This window comes from Kluyvera sichuanensis, assembly GCF_040930405.1.
In the GTDB taxonomy this organism is placed as follows: Bacteria; Pseudomonadota; Gammaproteobacteria; order Enterobacterales; family Enterobacteriaceae; genus Kluyvera; species Kluyvera sichuanensis.
This window is the reverse complement of record NZ_CP162271.1, coordinates 4,711,005-4,725,648: the sequence shown is the minus strand read 5'-3', so window position 1 is coordinate 4,725,648 and position 14,644 is coordinate 4,711,005. Positions and strand designations below refer to the sequence as shown.

Genomic DNA, 14,644 nt, shown 5'->3' with positions numbered 1-14,644 from the left:
ACAGCTGGCGTTATTTGCTTCGTAATATAAAAGGCCAGCAAAGTTTGCTGGCCTTTTATATTTGACGTTGCAGGATAGCGGCTTTGCTTTATCCGGCCTACAGAACGAACCGTAGGCCTGATAAGCGTAGCGCCATCAGGCATGCACTACGCGGTACGCTTCACCGCTTCATTGGCAAACCCATCTGCAGGTTCCAGCGCCAGATCCAGCGTCGCCAGCAGATCTTTTGCCCGCTCATGGAAGCCGCGCAGCGTTTGCTGCAGACGTTCAACGACCTCAGGGTCTTTGATCGCGACAGCCTGCCAGTGCCCCTCTTTATCGAACAAGCCGAACTGGTAGCTGTAGGTAAAGCGGCGTTCTTCCGCTTCCATCTCCATCCACCAGCCCCAGAACTCACGCTTCTCCGGCGCAGGTTTTACGTTTACACATACCGCCAGACAGTCGAAAAAAAAGCGGTTATCTTCGCACTGTTCTTCGCGGATATAGGGGCCAAGCGCAGTGAATTTCTTGATCAATCTACTCTTTGGGTGTCCACTCGGTAACGTCATTGCGATCTCCTTTAGTGATGCAACTGTTTTACCAAATCAATAGAATTTAGCAATATATTAACAAAATCTATTATTGATCCACCCGGCAATTTCTTTCAGAGCACGATCGAAATTACGGTACACCGGGTTAAACGGGATCGGCATCAGTTTGCCCTGCGCAGATGACGAAACAATTAACCGCGACTCTTCTTCCGGGCTGAACGGATCGTTATCCCAGTAGCCCGACAGCATCGGCGTTGGGCAGCGTCGGCCCAGCAGACCTTGAGTCTTCAACGAGTAGCGATTCAGTTCGACGCGCAGTGCTTCATCGGAGGCATCGTGCATACCCAGGCGCGAAGCCAGCACGTCGAGATACATCTCCGGCACACGCCCCTGATGCAGCGGGTCGTTGAGCAGGCCGTGTACCACCGGGCCAAGACAGGCAACGGCTTTCAGTCGCGGCGCTTCCAGATAGGCCAGACGCACGGCAATGTTCGCGCCGAAGCGGAAGCCAAACGCCGCCACACGGGTATGGTCAACCCACGGAATATCCGGCAGCGCACGCAGCGCGTGCTGGTGCAGCATACTAGAGTCCTGAGTCAGCTTCCATTTAGAGGAGAAGCCAATCGACGGCATGTCCAGCGTCAGCATCGCAATGCCGAGCGGCGCGAAGTAGTGCTCATAAAGGCTGTAGTAATCGGTTTGCAGGCCATCCAGCCCGCCGCACATCAGCACCGTTGGGAACGGGCCATTGCCTTTCGGCATATGCAGGAAGCCGGTGACCGGCGAACCGCCGGGAATGGCAAACTCGAGTTCACGAATTTCACCCGGCAGGCGCTGAGCCGCTTCTTCATAGGCACGGTTTGCCAGCGCCTGCGCCTGTTCGGCGAGATCGTCACCTTTCAGGTGCGGGTACGCGGCAATGCTATAAAGGTTTGAGGCGTGCAGCCAGTGGCGGCCGCTGAGGGCTTCGTCTTGCTCCTGGGTCGCTTTCTGCTGCCAGAGCATGGCCTGAGAAGACCATTCATAAATCCAGTTACCGCCGCGATAGCCCACCACGGTGTCATACAGTTCATCGTCGGTACGTTCGGCCTTGCTCATCACAATGCGCGCCTGCACATCGAGAATTTCCTGCGGGGTAACACCGCGCCAGATCCACATCAGGCGGTTAATCATGCGGTACCAGTGCGGTACGTTATTGCCGCTGAGCGCCGATTGCATATGGGAGGTACTACCATTGTTGAACCGGCGTACCAGCGTTGACGTTTCAGGGTGTTTAAAGCGCGGCTTGAATAGCGTTTCGCTGAGATTAGCTTCTGGCATCACAAAACCTCCATAGATACTTTCCTGGATGTATTGTAACGCGTAGGACGTTAAATAAAACAACGCCCGGCATAACCGGGCGTTGGAAGCGCATTAATTGACAGAATTAACGGCCAGAGATAGGCGGTACGAACACCACGCCCATATCCCAAGGCTGTTCAATCCAGGTATCCTGCGGGATATCAATAACATAATCGTCAACCAGCGGACGACCAGCTGGTTTAGCGAAGATGGTGACGAAATGAGCTTTTGGGTACATTTCGCGAATCGCTACCGCGGTACCGCCGGTGTCTACCAGGTCGTCAATAACGATAAAGCCTTCGCCATCGCCTTCAGCGCGTTTCAGAACGGTCAGTTCGCGCTGGTTGTCGTGGTCATAGCTGGAGATGCATACGGTGTCGACGTGACGAATGCCCAGTTCACGTGCCAGCAGTGCGCCCGGTACCAGACCGCCGCGGCTAACGGCGATAATGCCTTTCCACTGTTCAGAAGGCATCAGGCGTGCGGCCAGTTTGCGTGCGTGAATCTGCAACATGTCCCAGGTGACGACGTATTTTTCGCTCATGTGAAGTTGTCCCAGCCTATGTTATACGGCTTAAAAAATGTTCAAGGGGGAAATGGGTTGCGCGAGATTATAGAGATCTGACGCACTAAAAACCAGTGTTAAGCGGAATCCGGCACGCTTTTTACGTGGTTTGTTCTACCGGAAGAGGCAGAAAGTGGTATTCTCAACCCCATCGCGCAAGCCAGTCTTGTGGTATGTGTATGTGCTAACCCTTTACCTGCAAGCGACTTTTGCAGAACGCCGTAAGGAGACTCACCGTGTCTGAACTGTCTCAATTATCCCCGCAGCCGCTGTGGGATATTTTTGCCAAAATCTGTTCTATTCCGCACCCCTCTCATCATGAAGAGCAACTCGCCGCGCATATCGTTGGCTGGGCGAAAGAAAAAGGTCTTCACGCAGAGCGCGACCAGGTTGGCAACATTCTGATTCGCAAAGCCGCGACCCCGGGTATGGAAAACCGTAAACCGGTTGTACTGCAGGCTCACCTCGATATGGTGCCGCAGAAAAACAATGATACCGTTCATGACTTCGCCAAAGACCCTATTCAGCCGTACATCGACGGTGAGTGGGTAAAAGCACGTGGCACCACGCTGGGTGCCGATAACGGTATCGGTATGGCTTCCGCGCTGGCGGTGCTGTCCGATGCGTCCGTTGAGCACGGTCCGCTGGAAGTACTGCTGACCATGACCGAAGAGACCGGCATGGACGGCGCGTTCGGTCTGCAACCAAACTGGCTGCAGGGCGACATTCTGATCAACACCGACTCTGAAGAAGAGGGTGAAATCTACATGGGTTGTGCCGGTGGTATCGACTTCACCAGCAACCTGCCGCTGACTCGCGAAGCGATTCCTGCGGGCTTCCAGGGCTTCAAGCTGACGCTGAAAGGCCTGAAAGGCGGCCACTCCGGCGGTGATATTCACCTCGGTCTCGGCAACGCCAACAAACTGCTGGCCCGTTTCCTGGTCGCTCATGCGAGCGAGCTGGATCTGCGTCTGGTCGACTTCACCGGCGGCACCCTGCGTAACGCCATTCCACGTGAAGCCTCTGCTGCGCTGGCAATCCCAGCGGATAAAGCTGATGCGCTGAAAGGCCTGGTTGATACCTACCTGCACATTCTGCAAAACGAACTGTCGGCGAAAGAGAAAAACCTGACGCTGGTTCTGGAAACCCAGACCGTTGACGGTAAAGCGCTGACCGACGCTTCTCGCGATGCGTTCATTCAGCTGCTGAACGCGACTCCGAACGGCGTGATTCGTAACTCCGACGTGGCGAAAGGCGTGGTTGAAACCTCTCTGAACGTTGGCGTGGTATCCATGACTGAAGATACCGCCACCATTCACTGCCTGATTCGTTCCCTGCTCGACAGCGGTAAAGATTACGTGGTGAGCATGCTGGAATCTCTGGGCGCGCTGGCCGGTGCTAAAACCCAGCCAAAAGGCGGCTACCCAGGCTGGCAGCCAGACGCTAACTCTCCGGTGATGCACCTGGTGCGTGAAACCTATCAGCGTCTGTTCAACAAGGTTCCGAACATTCAGATCATCCACGCCGGTCTGGAATGTGGTCTGTTCAAGAAACCTTATCCAGACATGGATATGGTCTCCATTGGGCCAACCATCACCGGGCCACACTCTCCGGATGAGCAGGTTCATATCGAAAGCGTTGGCCAGTACTGGCAGCTGCTGACGGAACTGCTGAAAGCGATTCCGGCGAAGTAAGTTCTGAGCCGTTCCCGGCGGCGCTTCGCCTGGCCGGGCTACGAATAATGTAGCCCGGCCGAGTGCAACGACGCCGGGAATATCACCACCCTACCTGATTTTTTCCATCCGATAGTTCACAAACCGCTCCCCGCGCGCTTCCACCTCTTGTTCTGCCACCACCACAAATCCCAGCCGTTCAAAACACGCTCTGGCCGTGATACTTGCTTCTACCGTTAACGTTCCCGTCGGGAGCCTGGCGAACAGCGCTTTCAGCAATGCGCTGGCGATCCCCCGTCGTGAATACAATGGGTCAACAAACAGCAGGTCAATATAAAACTCAACGGCGGTAACAAAACCCACCGGCACGTCATCAACCGTCGCCACCTGAACCAGAGAGTCGGCCATTTTTTGCCGCCAGCGGGCTTCATCTACCTGCGCCCAGGCGTTTACCTGGGCGGGCGAGTAGTGCTGGCTGGCAGTTTCTCTTACCGCACGCTGAAAAATCTGGCACAGCGTGGAAAAATCACCGTCACGGTACTCACGAATAAGCATGGTTAAATCCCTAAAAGAAGCTGCCTTTCCAGCTGCGGGTCGAGCAGCGTAACGTGCAGGCCAACCAGGCGCACCCCGCGCCCGGCGCGGCGTTCCTGCCAGGACTGATAGGCCGTGGCGAGCAGATCGTCTTTGGTCAGCTTCGGCCAGACGTGCTCCTGGGTGGTTTGCTGGAAATCATTAAATTTGAGTTTTATTCCCTGCCGGGCAATACGCAGGTCCGGCCGAACTTTCGCCAGTCGCCGTTCCAGTTCGGGATAAAGACGTTCGACGATCGCTTCACAGTCGGCCCATTCATGAATGTCCTCTTCCAGCGTGCGCTCTACGCCGATCGACTTTCTCTGGCGATCGTTGTGGATCTCACGCTCGTCGATCCCATGGCTACGCTCCCAGAGGATCCGCCCGAATTTACCAAATCGTTTGAGCAGCATAGCAAGGTCACTGTTTTGTACGTCTTCGCAGGTACGCAACCCCATGCTTTCAAGCTTCGCGGCCGACACCTTACCCACGCCGGGGATTTTTCCAAGCGGCAGGGTTTTGAGAAAACCGGGAACCTCGTCCGGCGTCAGCACAAACTGGCCGTTGGGTTTGTTGAGGTCAGAGGCGATTTTGGCGAGAAACTTCACCGGCGCCACCCCCGCCGATGCGGTCAGCGAGAGTTCGTTAAAGATAGTCTGGCGGATCTCCTGGGCCATCAGCGTAGCCGACCCGTGACAGTGGGGGCTCGCGCTTACATCCAGATAGGCTTCATCCAGCGAGAGCGGCTCGATAAGCGAGGTATAGCGGGAGAAGATCTCCCGGATATGGTTGGACGCTTCACGATAGGCCTCAAAGCGCCCCGGCAGCAGCGTAAGATGCGGGCAGAGCTTCAGTGCCATCCCGGTCGGCATAGCGCTACGCACGCCAAATTTGCGCGCCGGATAGTTCGCCGTGCTTATCACGCCACGCTGTACCCGACTGCCGCCAATGGCGATAGGGATATCGCGCAGCGCCGGATTGTCGCGCATTTCCACCGCCGCGAAGAAGCAGTCCATATCAATATGGATTATTTTGCGCATCGTTAGCCCTCACTTACCACTGGATAAGTATACAGCATAACATTGGCAAATGAGAAGAATACAAATCGCCCGGCAGAGCCGGGCGAAAAGAGAAACTACAGGATACGGTTCTGCTGGCGCTGCGCCTCCTGGGCGATACGCTTTTTACGCGCATCGCAGGGTTCAGGGCAGTTACACACTTTCTCCATCCCTAACGAAGAAATCCCGCCACAGCTGCCCTGCAGGCTTTTTCGCTTCACGATATAGCCCAGCGACATGCCAAAAATCACCAGTACAAAAATACCGAAGGTCGCCAGAAAGACCGTTAACATCATCAGCCTCCAAAGTCATCGAGCATGATGTTTTCATCCTCAACGCCCAGATCTTTAAGCATTTTGATAACTGCGGCGTTCATCATCGGCGGCCCACACATGTAGAATTCGCAGTCTTCCGGTGCTGGGTGGTCACGCAGGTAATTTTCATACAGGACGTTATGAATAAAGCCAGTATAGCCCGTCCAGTTATCTTCCGGCAGCGCATCGGAAAGCGCGATATGGAAGGTGAAGTTCGGGTTCTCCTGCGCCAGCTTTTCAAATTCTTCCTGGTAGAACATTTCACGTAGCGAACGAGCGCCGTACCAGAAGCTGATTTTACGCTGGCTATGCAGGCGCTTAAGCTGGTCAAAAATGTGCGAACGCATCGGCGCCATCCCGGCGCCACCGCCGATAAACACCATTTCCGCTTCGGTCTCTTTGGCAAAGAACTCGCCAAACGGCCCGGAGATCGTCACCTTATCGCCCGCTTTGAGCGACCAGATATAGGAGGACATAATTCCCGGCGGCACGTCAGGCGCGGACGGCGGCGGCGTGGCGATACGCACGTTGAGCATAATCATGCCCTTCTCGTCCGGGTAGTTTGCCATTGAGTAAGCGCGCAAAGTCGGCTCTTTGACGTCAGAGACGTAGCGGAAAAGGTTAAACTTATCCCAGTCGCCGCGGTATTCATCCGGCACGTCAAAGTCGGCGTAGGCCACTTTATGCGGCGGGCACTCAATCTGGATATAGCCCCCGGCGCGGAACGGCACGCTTTCACCAGCGGGTATAGCGAGCTTCAGCTCTTTAATAAACGTAGCTTTGTTATCGTTAGAGATAACCTCACATTCCCACTTCTTCACGCCGAACACTTCGTCCGGCAGTTCGATTTTCATATCCTGACGCACGGCAACCTGACAGGCCAGACGGCAGCCCTCTTTGGCTTCGCGCTTGGTAATATGCGAAAGCTCGGTTGGCAGAATATCGCCGCCGCCCTCTTTCACCTTCACCCGGCACTGGCCACAGGAACCACCGCCACCGCAGGCAGATGAGATAAAGATGCCGTTGCTGGAGAGCGTATTCAGCAGCTTGTCACCGGCTGGCGTTTTGATCTGTTTGTCCGCTTCATTATTGATTTCAATAACCACGTCACCGGCATTCACCAGTTTCGATTTGGCGAACAGAATCAGCACCGACAACACCAGCACAATCAGCGTAAACATCACTACGCCAAGTAATATTTCCATGATTAACGGCCCTTATAGCTGCACACCGGAGAACGACATAAAACCTAATGCCATCAATCCGGTGGTGATAAAGGTGATCCCTAAGCCGCGCAGTCCCGCGGGCACGTTTGAATACTTCATTTTCTCGCGAATACCGGCCATGGCGACAATCGCTAACATCCAGCCAATACCAGAACCAAAGCCGTAAACGATGGACTCGCCGAAGTTATAGTCGCGCTGAACCATGAACGATACGCCACCGAAAATCGCACAGTTCACCGCGATAAGCGGCAGGAAGATACCGAGCGCGGTATACAACGACGGGAAGTATTTATCGAGGATCATCTCGAGGATCTGCACCAGCGCCGCAATCACCCCGATAAAGGTGATGAAGTTCAGGAAGCTGAGATCCACGCCGTCCACCAGCGCGCCGTCGCGCAGCACCAGGTTATAGACCAGGTTGTTAATTGGCACGGCAAGGCCGAGCACAACCGTCACCGCCACACCCAGGCCGAAGGCGGTGGAGACTTTCTTCGACACCGCGAGGAAGGTACACATCCCCAGGAAGAAGGCCAGCGCCATGTTTTCAACAAACACCGCGCGGACAAACAGGCTAATGTAATGAGCCATAATCGGTTACTCCTTTTCCTGCTGTTCTGGCTTCCAACTACGCAGCGCCCAGATCAGCAAACCGATAATGAAAAACGCGCTCGGCGCGAGCAGGAACAGACCGTTAGGCTGGTACCAGCCGCCGTTCTGCACCGTTTCCAGCACCGTGATACCAAACAGCTTGCCGCTGCCGATAAGCTCACGCAGGAAGCCGACGATCAGCAGAATAGCGCCGTAGCCCAGACCGTTGCCGATACCGTCCATAAAGCTCGCCAATGGCGGAGACTTCATGGCGTAAGCTTCAGCACGCCCCATCACGATGCAGTTAGTGATGATAAGGCCGACGAACACCGAGAGCTGTTTGGAGGTCTCGAACGCAAACGCGCGCAGTAGCTGATCGACGACGATAACCAGCGAGGCGATAATCGCCATCTGCACGATAATGCGCACGCTATTCGGAATGTGATGGCGGATCATCGAGATAAACATGCTTGAGAACGCCGTGACCAACGTTACCGCGATGGTCATCACGAAGGCCGTCTCCAGCTTGGTGGTAACCGCCAGCGCCGAACAGACGCCAAGCACCTGCAGCGCAATTGGGTTATTGGCGATAAGCGGGCCAACGAGTACCCGCTTCATCTCTTTCATATCACCCTGCTCAGCCATGGTTCAGCCCTCCTTCACGCACCTGTTTCAGGAACGGGCCAAAGCCCATTTCACCCATCCAGAAATCAAAGCTGTGCTGCACCCCGTTAGCAGTAAGCGTTGCGCCGGACAGGCCGTCAACGGCATAGAGGTCACCCTGCGGTGCTGCGCCTTTCACCACGCGCAGCGCCGGTTTGCCGCTATCGTCCACCACCCGTTTACCCACAAACTGCGCACGCCAGTTCGGATTTTCAATTTCACCGCCGAGGCCTGGGGTTTCCCCCTGGTCGTAGTAGGTAATGCCGCGGATGGTACGCCCGTCAGTATCCAGCGCGACAAAGGCGTACATCATCGACCACAGGCCGTTGCCGTACACCGGCAGGACTATCTCCTGCAACTTCTGCTGCTCATCTTTAATCAGGTAGATTTCCACGACGTTGCTGCGACGGCGAATTCCCGCTGGGTCTTCGCCAGAGGCCAGCGCGACGCTTTGCGCGGGGTCTTTCAGCGCCTGACTTTGGTTAAACTTCGCCGGGTCTTTGTCGAGAATTTCGCCGCTTTTTAAATCCACCAGACGTGGTACAACGCGGGCCGCGTAAATCTCGGCGACCTCATCGGCAGACATTTTGTCGTGCATCAGCCCGGCAACCGCCAGGATATTGCGCTGCTTATCCAGCGCGCGCTGCTCCTGCTGAAGAGGCTTAAGCCCAACGGCGGAGCCCGCCACCACGATGGAGCAGACCAGGCAAAGCACCAGCACCACCAGCAGCGTTTTGCCGATGCTATCGTTACTTTTGTTTTCAGCCACGCGACTTCCTCCGCTTAATATTGGCCTGCACCACCAGGTAATCAAACAGCGGCGCAAAGAGGTTGGCGAACAGGATCGCCAGCATCATCCCTTCCGGATAGGCTGGGTTAACCACGCGGATTAACACACACATCACGCCAATCAGCGCGCCGTAGCACCATTTGCCTTTATCGGTAAACGAGGCGGAAACCGGGTCGGTTGCCATAAACATCATGCCGAAGGCAAAACCGCCCAGCACCAGATGCCAGTACCACGGCATGGCGAACATTGGGTTGGTGTCGGAGCCAATCAGGTTAAACAGCGTGGCGCAGGCCATCATGCCGAGCATCACCCCGGCGACGATACGCCAGGAGGCGACACGACCAAAGATAATCAGCGCTCCGCCGAGCAGAATCATCAGCGTTGAGACTTCGCCAATAGAACCCGGGATATTGCCGATGAAGGCATCCATCCAGCTCACCGGCTGACCGGTAACGACGTTAACCAGCGACTCACCGCCGTGGCTCGCCCACTGGGAGAGCGGCGTGGCGCCGGAGAAACCGTCGGCCGCCGTCCAGACTAGATCACCGGAGATTTGCGCCGGATAGGCAAAGAACAGGAAGGCGCGGCCGGCCAGCGCCGGGTTAAGGAAGTTGCGCCCGGTACCGCCGAATATCTCTTTGGCGATGACGACACCAAACGAGATCCCCAGCGCCGCCTGCCACAGCGGCATGGTTGGCGGAACAATCAACGCGAACAGAATCGAGGTGACGAAGAAGCCTTCATTGACCTCGTGCTTACGCACGATGGCAAACAGCACCTCCCAGAAGCCGCCCACCAGAAAGACGACGGCGTAGATAGGTACGAAGAACACCGCGCCGAGCATCATCATGCTGAGCCAGCCTGCGTCCGGGGCGAAGCTCACGCCCAGTGCCTGCGCTACGCTGTAGTGCCAGTTGCTGGCGATCACCTGCTGGAGTTGTTCCGCACCGTAGAGCTTGTGCAGCGCCGGAATGGTCTGCAGACCGACGTTGTACATCCCCCAGAACATCGCCGGGAATACCGCGAACCAGACGAGGATCATCATACGTTTCAGGTCGATAGCATCACGAACGTGCGCCGCGCCCTTCGTCACATGACCGGGCGTGTAGAGCAGCGTTGCCGTTGCTTCATACAGCGGGTAGTACTTTTCCAGCTTGCCGCCCTGCGTGAAGTGCGGCTCAACTTTTTCCAATAGCTGTTTTAAGCCCATCACTTAGCCTTCCTGCTCAATTTGCGTTAATACGCGGCGTAAGACCGGCCCGTATTCGTATTTTCCTGGGCAAACGTAAGTGCACAGCGCCAGGTCTTCTTCATCAAGCTCCAGGCAGCCGAGCGCCTGCGCGCTGTCGGTATCTCCTGCCAGCAGGTCACGCAGCAGGACGGTTGGCAGGATGTCCAGCGGCATGACTCGCTCGTAGCTGCCGATCGGGACCATTGCGCGTTCGCCGCCGTGCGTATCGGTGGAGAGGTTGAACAGCTTTTTCTTGAGGAAGTGGCCCAGCGTGGTGCGGGTGATAGAGAACTTATCCCGCCCCGGCGCAACCCAGCCCAGCAGTTCTTTGTCGCGTCCTTCTTTCAGCACGCTGACCTGCAGGTGGAAACGCCCCAGGAAGGCGTGCGGCCCAACGGCCTGCGTGCCGTTCAGGACGGAGCCGGAGAGAACGCGGTTTTCACCGTCGTGGAGTTCGCCCGCCAGCATGGCGTCAAGATCCGCACCGATACAGGTGCGCAGCAGACGCGGCTGTTTCACCTGCGGGCCGCCGAGCGCAATAATGCGTTCAGTCCAAAGTACGCCGTCGAGGAACAGCTTGCCGTAAGCGATAACATCCTGGTAATTCAGGTGCCACACCTGCTTGTTCAGGCCCACTGGCTCAAGGAAGTGAATGTGAGTACCCACTAGCCCCGCTGGATGCGGGCCGGAGAACTGGTTAAAGGTCACTTGCCCCTGTGGATGCCCGCCCAGCTTGCCGCCGCTGCCCTGGCAGACGTGAACTTTGCCGTCGGTCAGGCGCGTCAGGACGGTCAGCCCGGCGTTAAAGGCATCGCGCTGGGCGAGAATAATCGGCTGCGGGTCGGCTGCCAGCGGATTGGTGTCCATGGCGGTAACAAAAATAGCCGCGGGCTCGGTGCCCGGCGCTGGCGTCTTGCTAAAAGGACGGGTGCGCATCGCGGTCCACAGGCCGGATTCAATCAGCTGCGCGGCAACCGCTTCACGCGGCAGCGTCGCCAGCTCATCGGGCGCGTAGGCGTTAAACGTCACGGCATCATCGCCGTCGATATCAATCACTACCGATTGCAGTACCCGACGCTCACCGCGATGGATGGCGCTGACGATGCCGCTGGCCGGGGCGGTAAAACGCACGCCGGGGATCTTTTTATCTTCGAAAAGCAGCTGCCCTTTGGCGACTCTGTCACCCTCTTTGACCGCCATCGATGGGCGCAACCCGATATATTCTTCACCTTTCACCGCGACACGCGTGACCGTCACATCATCAATGCGTTGCCCGTCGGGCAGGCCAGCTATAGGCAGATCGAGGCCTTTGGTTATTTTAATCATACTGTTCGCAGGTATCCGTTAACGACGGCGTCAGATCGAAGCTGAAGCCAGCGTTTTGGTTAACGAAACAAAAGAAAGGAGTAAAACCTGAAACCCAATGACCATCCGTGATTGGGCATATGAGAGATTGAAGCATCCTTTCTTACGCTGTTCTGAGAGTTAAATACATTCATCATTCAGATGAAAACCAAGTCACTCAATTCCATCTCGAATGATTCAGTTACGAAAGTTTACCATTTTCTCTTTCACTGATGCAGCAGTTCCGCTTTTGAGGCCGCTAAATTGCGAGCCGATACGCAAAGTGAGCGCGATTCAGACAAAGATAGCTAGTGAATCATCGGCTTATCCTACACTCTTTGTAGCTGATGTCGTCAGGCAGAGAAACAGCACAACGCACCGGGTTCAGGCGGGATTGCATTACGAAATGGTAAACGCCCGCCGCCCCTCTTGCGAAAAAATGCGGTGGTGCTAAGGTGAGCGCACAAAAAACAGATTTGTCTGCTTTTTTCTCCTGATTGCCTTCCTGGCATGTTGTTATCTTTTATCAAGGAACAAGTAGTATGCGCAAAATCGCATTTTTTATTGCGATGCTTTTGATGCCGTGCGTTTCGTTTGCTGGGTTATTAAGCAGCAATACGCCAACGACGCCTGTCAGCAAAGAATATAAGCAGCAAATGATGGGCTCCCCGGTCTATATCCAGATTTTCAAAGAGGAGCGCACGCTCGATCTCTTCGTCAAGATGGGTGAAACCTACCAACTCCTCGATAGCTATAAGATCTGCAACTACTCAGGCGGCCTGGGGCCGAAGCAGCGTCAGGGCGATTTCAAAAGTCCGGAAGGCTTTTACTCGGTGCAGCGTAGCCAGCTGAAGCCGGATAGCCGTTTCTACAAAGCGATTAATATTGGTTTCCCGAACGCCTATGACCGCGCTCACGGTTATGAAGGGAAATATCTGATGATTCACGGTGCCTGCGTCTCAATTGGCTGCTACGCCATGACCGATTCTGGTATTGATGAGATCTTCCAGTTCGTGACCGCCGCGTTAGTCTTCGGTCAGTCGAGCGTTGAAGTCAGCATCTATCCGTTCCGCATGACAGATGCCAACATGCAGCGCCACAAATACTCGTACTTCAACGACTTCTGGCAGCAGCTTAAGCCGGGCTACGACTACTTCCAGCAGACGCATAAGCCGCCGATGGTGTCCGTGGTTGATGGGCGTTATGTAGTGAGCAAGCCGCTGAGCCACGAAGTGGTCCAGCCGCAGCTGGCGTCAAACTATACGCTCCCCGAGACAAAATAAGCGCCATTCACCTGGCATAACCTTGTGCCAGGTTTCATTCCCCGTCAGCGGTTGGGTTGCTATCACGGTAACCACATCGTTGGCGGTGGTCTCCTGCTGAAAATCGATTTCCACGTCCCTATCCAGAAGCTTCGCCACGCCAAACGGCGCACGGCGGGTAATCCAGTACAGGTTGGTTGAGCAGAACGCCATCACGTAGCGACCATCCGACAGCAGCATGTTAAACACACCTTTTTCGCGCAGTTCATCCGCCAGCGAAGCAATGTATTTAAAGACCGCCTGCATGTTGCCCGGCGTGCGCGGATAGCGCTCGGTGAGCTTATGCAGCAACCAGCAGAAGGCTTTTTCGCTGTCGGTTTCACCGACCGGACGGAACTGCCCCGTCTCCAGCGATTTATAGCCGGTGAGCTGCCCGTTGTGGGCATAGGTCCAGTTGCGTCCCCAGAGTTCGCGGGTGAACGGGTGGGTATTTTCCAGCGCCACCATTCCGCGATTCGCCTGGCGAATATGCGCAATGACGGAGCAGGACTTAATAGGATAGTCCTGCACCAGTTTGGCGATGGGAGATTGGTAGCTGGGCTGCGGATCTTTGAACGTGCGACAGCCTTTGCCTTCGTAGAAGGTAATTCCCCAGCCGTCTTTATGCGGCCCGGTGCCCCCACCGCGCTGGACTAGCCCGGTAAAACTAAAGCAAATATCGGTTGGCACATTGGCGCTCATCCCGAGCAGTTCGCACATATCACACCCCCACAGCTATCGGGGCCGGAGCCCCGAAAATCTTAAGCTTTAACCATCTCTTTTTCGATCAGCATGATCAGGATGTGAATCACTTTAATGTGAATTTCCTGAACACGGTCGGCGTAGCCAAAGTGCGGTACGCGGATTTCGATGTCCGCAGAGCCAGCCATTTTGCCGCCGTCTTTGCCGGTCAGCGTGATCACTTTCATCCCCTGCGCACGCGCCGCTTCAATAGCTTTAATCACGTTTGCAGAGTTGCCAGAAGTGGAGATCCCCAGCAGCACATCGCCCGCACGACCGACGGATTCAACATAGCGAGAGAACACATATTCATAGCCGAAATCATTACTCACGCAGGAAAGGTGGCTGACGTCGGAAATCGCAATCGCCGGGTAGCCCGGACGGTTTTCACGGTAGCGGCCGGTTAACTCTTCCGCGAAGTGCATCGCATCGCAATGAGAACCGCCGTTACCGCAGGAGAGCACTTTGCCACCGGCTTTGAAGCTGTCTGCCAGCAGGACTGCTGCGCGCTGAATGGCGTGGATGTTGGCTTCATCTTTAAGGAAGTTTGCCAGCGTATCGGCCGCTTCATTCAGTTCGTTACGAATAAGATCCTGGTACATGAGGATAATCCTTCAGCATTAATAAAATTGTCATCGCTAGTGTACCGGATAGCGCCAGTGCAGAGAAGCAAGCACGAATCTATTCACCCGATGTTTGGATTTTT

The 14,644-nt window shown here is 55.5% G+C and carries 16 protein-coding genes; 2 read left to right on the top strand and 14 right to left on the bottom strand.

The genetic code is table 11. The features are described 5' to 3' along the window. Positions 1–146: 146 nt before the first annotated feature. The 3 genes from crl to gpt all read right to left on the bottom strand — a co-directional run bounded on the left by crl (position 147) and on the right by gpt (position 2,415). A complete protein-coding gene (gene crl / locus AB2B48_RS22485; RefSeq protein ID WP_185669664.1) occupies positions 147–548 on the bottom strand; it encodes a sigma factor-binding protein Crl in 402 nt (133 codons plus the stop codon). Positions 549–605: 57 nt separating this feature from the next. Further along, positions 606–1,850 (bottom strand): esterase FrsA, encoded by a 1,245-nt coding sequence (frsA, locus tag AB2B48_RS22480; RefSeq protein WP_185669665.1) that lies wholly within the window; start codon positions 1,848–1,850, stop codon positions 606–608. A gap of 106 nt (positions 1,851–1,956) precedes the next feature. Next, positions 1,957–2,415, bottom strand: coding sequence for a xanthine phosphoribosyltransferase (gene gpt / locus AB2B48_RS22475; protein ID WP_010427903.1), 459 nt, complete (start codon positions 2,413–2,415; stop codon positions 1,957–1,959). A gap of 257 nt (positions 2,416–2,672) precedes the next feature. On the opposite strand from gpt, the gene pepD reads away from it, so the two are divergent. Then, positions 2,673–4,130, top strand: a complete 1,458-nt coding sequence (gene pepD / locus AB2B48_RS22470; protein ID WP_368300271.1) for a cytosol nonspecific dipeptidase — start codon at positions 2,673–2,675, stop codon at positions 4,128–4,130. 90 nt (positions 4,131–4,220) lie between these two features. On the opposite strand, the gene AB2B48_RS22465 is transcribed toward pepD, so the two are convergent. The 9 genes from AB2B48_RS22465 to AB2B48_RS22425 form a co-directional block, all read right to left on the bottom strand. Continuing rightward, a complete protein-coding gene (locus AB2B48_RS22465) occupies positions 4,221–4,664 on the bottom strand; it encodes a GNAT family N-acetyltransferase (protein ID WP_368300270.1) in 444 nt (147 codons plus the stop codon). A gap of 2 nt (positions 4,665–4,666) precedes the next feature. Beyond that, the gene (gene dinB / locus AB2B48_RS22460; protein ID WP_185669668.1) at positions 4,667–5,722 is read right to left on the bottom strand and encodes a DNA polymerase IV; all 1,056 of its coding nucleotides are present in this window, start codon (positions 5,720–5,722) and stop codon (positions 4,667–4,669) included. Positions 5,723–5,817: 95 nt separating this feature from the next. Then, a complete protein-coding gene (nqrM, locus tag AB2B48_RS22455) occupies positions 5,818–6,033 on the bottom strand; it encodes a (Na+)-NQR maturation NqrM (RefSeq protein WP_185669692.1) in 216 nt (71 codons plus the stop codon). 2 nt (positions 6,034–6,035) lie between these two features. Further along, positions 6,036–7,259: an NADH:ubiquinone reductase (Na(+)-transporting) subunit F gene (gene nqrF / locus AB2B48_RS22450; protein WP_185669669.1), complete on the bottom strand. Its 1,224-nt coding sequence runs from the start codon at positions 7,257–7,259 to the stop codon at positions 6,036–6,038. 12 nt (positions 7,260–7,271) lie between these two features. After that, complete coding sequence (gene nqrE / locus AB2B48_RS22445; protein ID WP_185669670.1) at positions 7,272–7,868, bottom strand: NADH:ubiquinone reductase (Na(+)-transporting) subunit E; 597 nt, start codon at positions 7,866–7,868, stop codon at positions 7,272–7,274. Between the two features lie 6 nt (positions 7,869–7,874). Further along, positions 7,875–8,513, bottom strand: a complete 639-nt coding sequence (locus AB2B48_RS22440) for an NADH:ubiquinone reductase (Na(+)-transporting) subunit D (protein WP_185669671.1) — start codon at positions 8,511–8,513, stop codon at positions 7,875–7,877. Then, positions 8,506–9,300 carry a Na(+)-translocating NADH-quinone reductase subunit C gene (locus tag AB2B48_RS22435; protein WP_185669672.1) on the bottom strand — a complete coding sequence of 265 codons (795 nt, stop codon included), beginning with the start codon at positions 9,298–9,300 and terminating at the stop codon, positions 8,506–8,508. Before AB2B48_RS22435 ends, AB2B48_RS22440 begins: the two co-directional genes overlap by 8 nt. Then, complete coding sequence (locus AB2B48_RS22430; RefSeq protein WP_185669693.1) at positions 9,293–10,531, bottom strand: NADH:ubiquinone reductase (Na(+)-transporting) subunit B; 1,239 nt, start codon at positions 10,529–10,531, stop codon at positions 9,293–9,295. Before AB2B48_RS22430 ends, AB2B48_RS22435 begins: the two co-directional genes overlap by 8 nt. 3 nt (positions 10,532–10,534) lie before the next feature. After that, positions 10,535–11,878, bottom strand: coding sequence for a Na(+)-translocating NADH-quinone reductase subunit A (locus tag AB2B48_RS22425; protein ID WP_368300268.1), 1,344 nt, complete (start codon positions 11,876–11,878; stop codon positions 10,535–10,537). Between the two features lie 560 nt (positions 11,879–12,438). On the opposite strand from AB2B48_RS22425, the gene dpaA reads away from it, so the two are divergent. After that, entirely contained in the window at positions 12,439–13,179 is a 741-nt protein-coding gene (gene dpaA, locus AB2B48_RS22420; protein ID WP_185669674.1) for a peptidoglycan meso-diaminopimelic acid protein amidase, read from the top strand. On the opposite strand, the gene AB2B48_RS22415 is transcribed toward dpaA, so the two are convergent. Beyond that, on the bottom strand, positions 13,150–13,917 hold the full coding sequence (locus AB2B48_RS22415) for a class II glutamine amidotransferase (RefSeq protein ID WP_185669675.1): 768 nt from the start codon (positions 13,915–13,917) through the stop codon (positions 13,150–13,152). The two genes, dpaA and AB2B48_RS22415, sit on opposite strands and share 30 nt — an antisense overlap. A gap of 41 nt (positions 13,918–13,958) precedes the next feature. Beyond that, positions 13,959–14,540, bottom strand: a complete 582-nt coding sequence (gene lpcA, locus AB2B48_RS22410) for a D-sedoheptulose 7-phosphate isomerase (protein ID WP_035894459.1) — start codon at positions 14,538–14,540, stop codon at positions 13,959–13,961. Between the last annotated feature and the right edge of the window lie 104 nt (positions 14,541–14,644).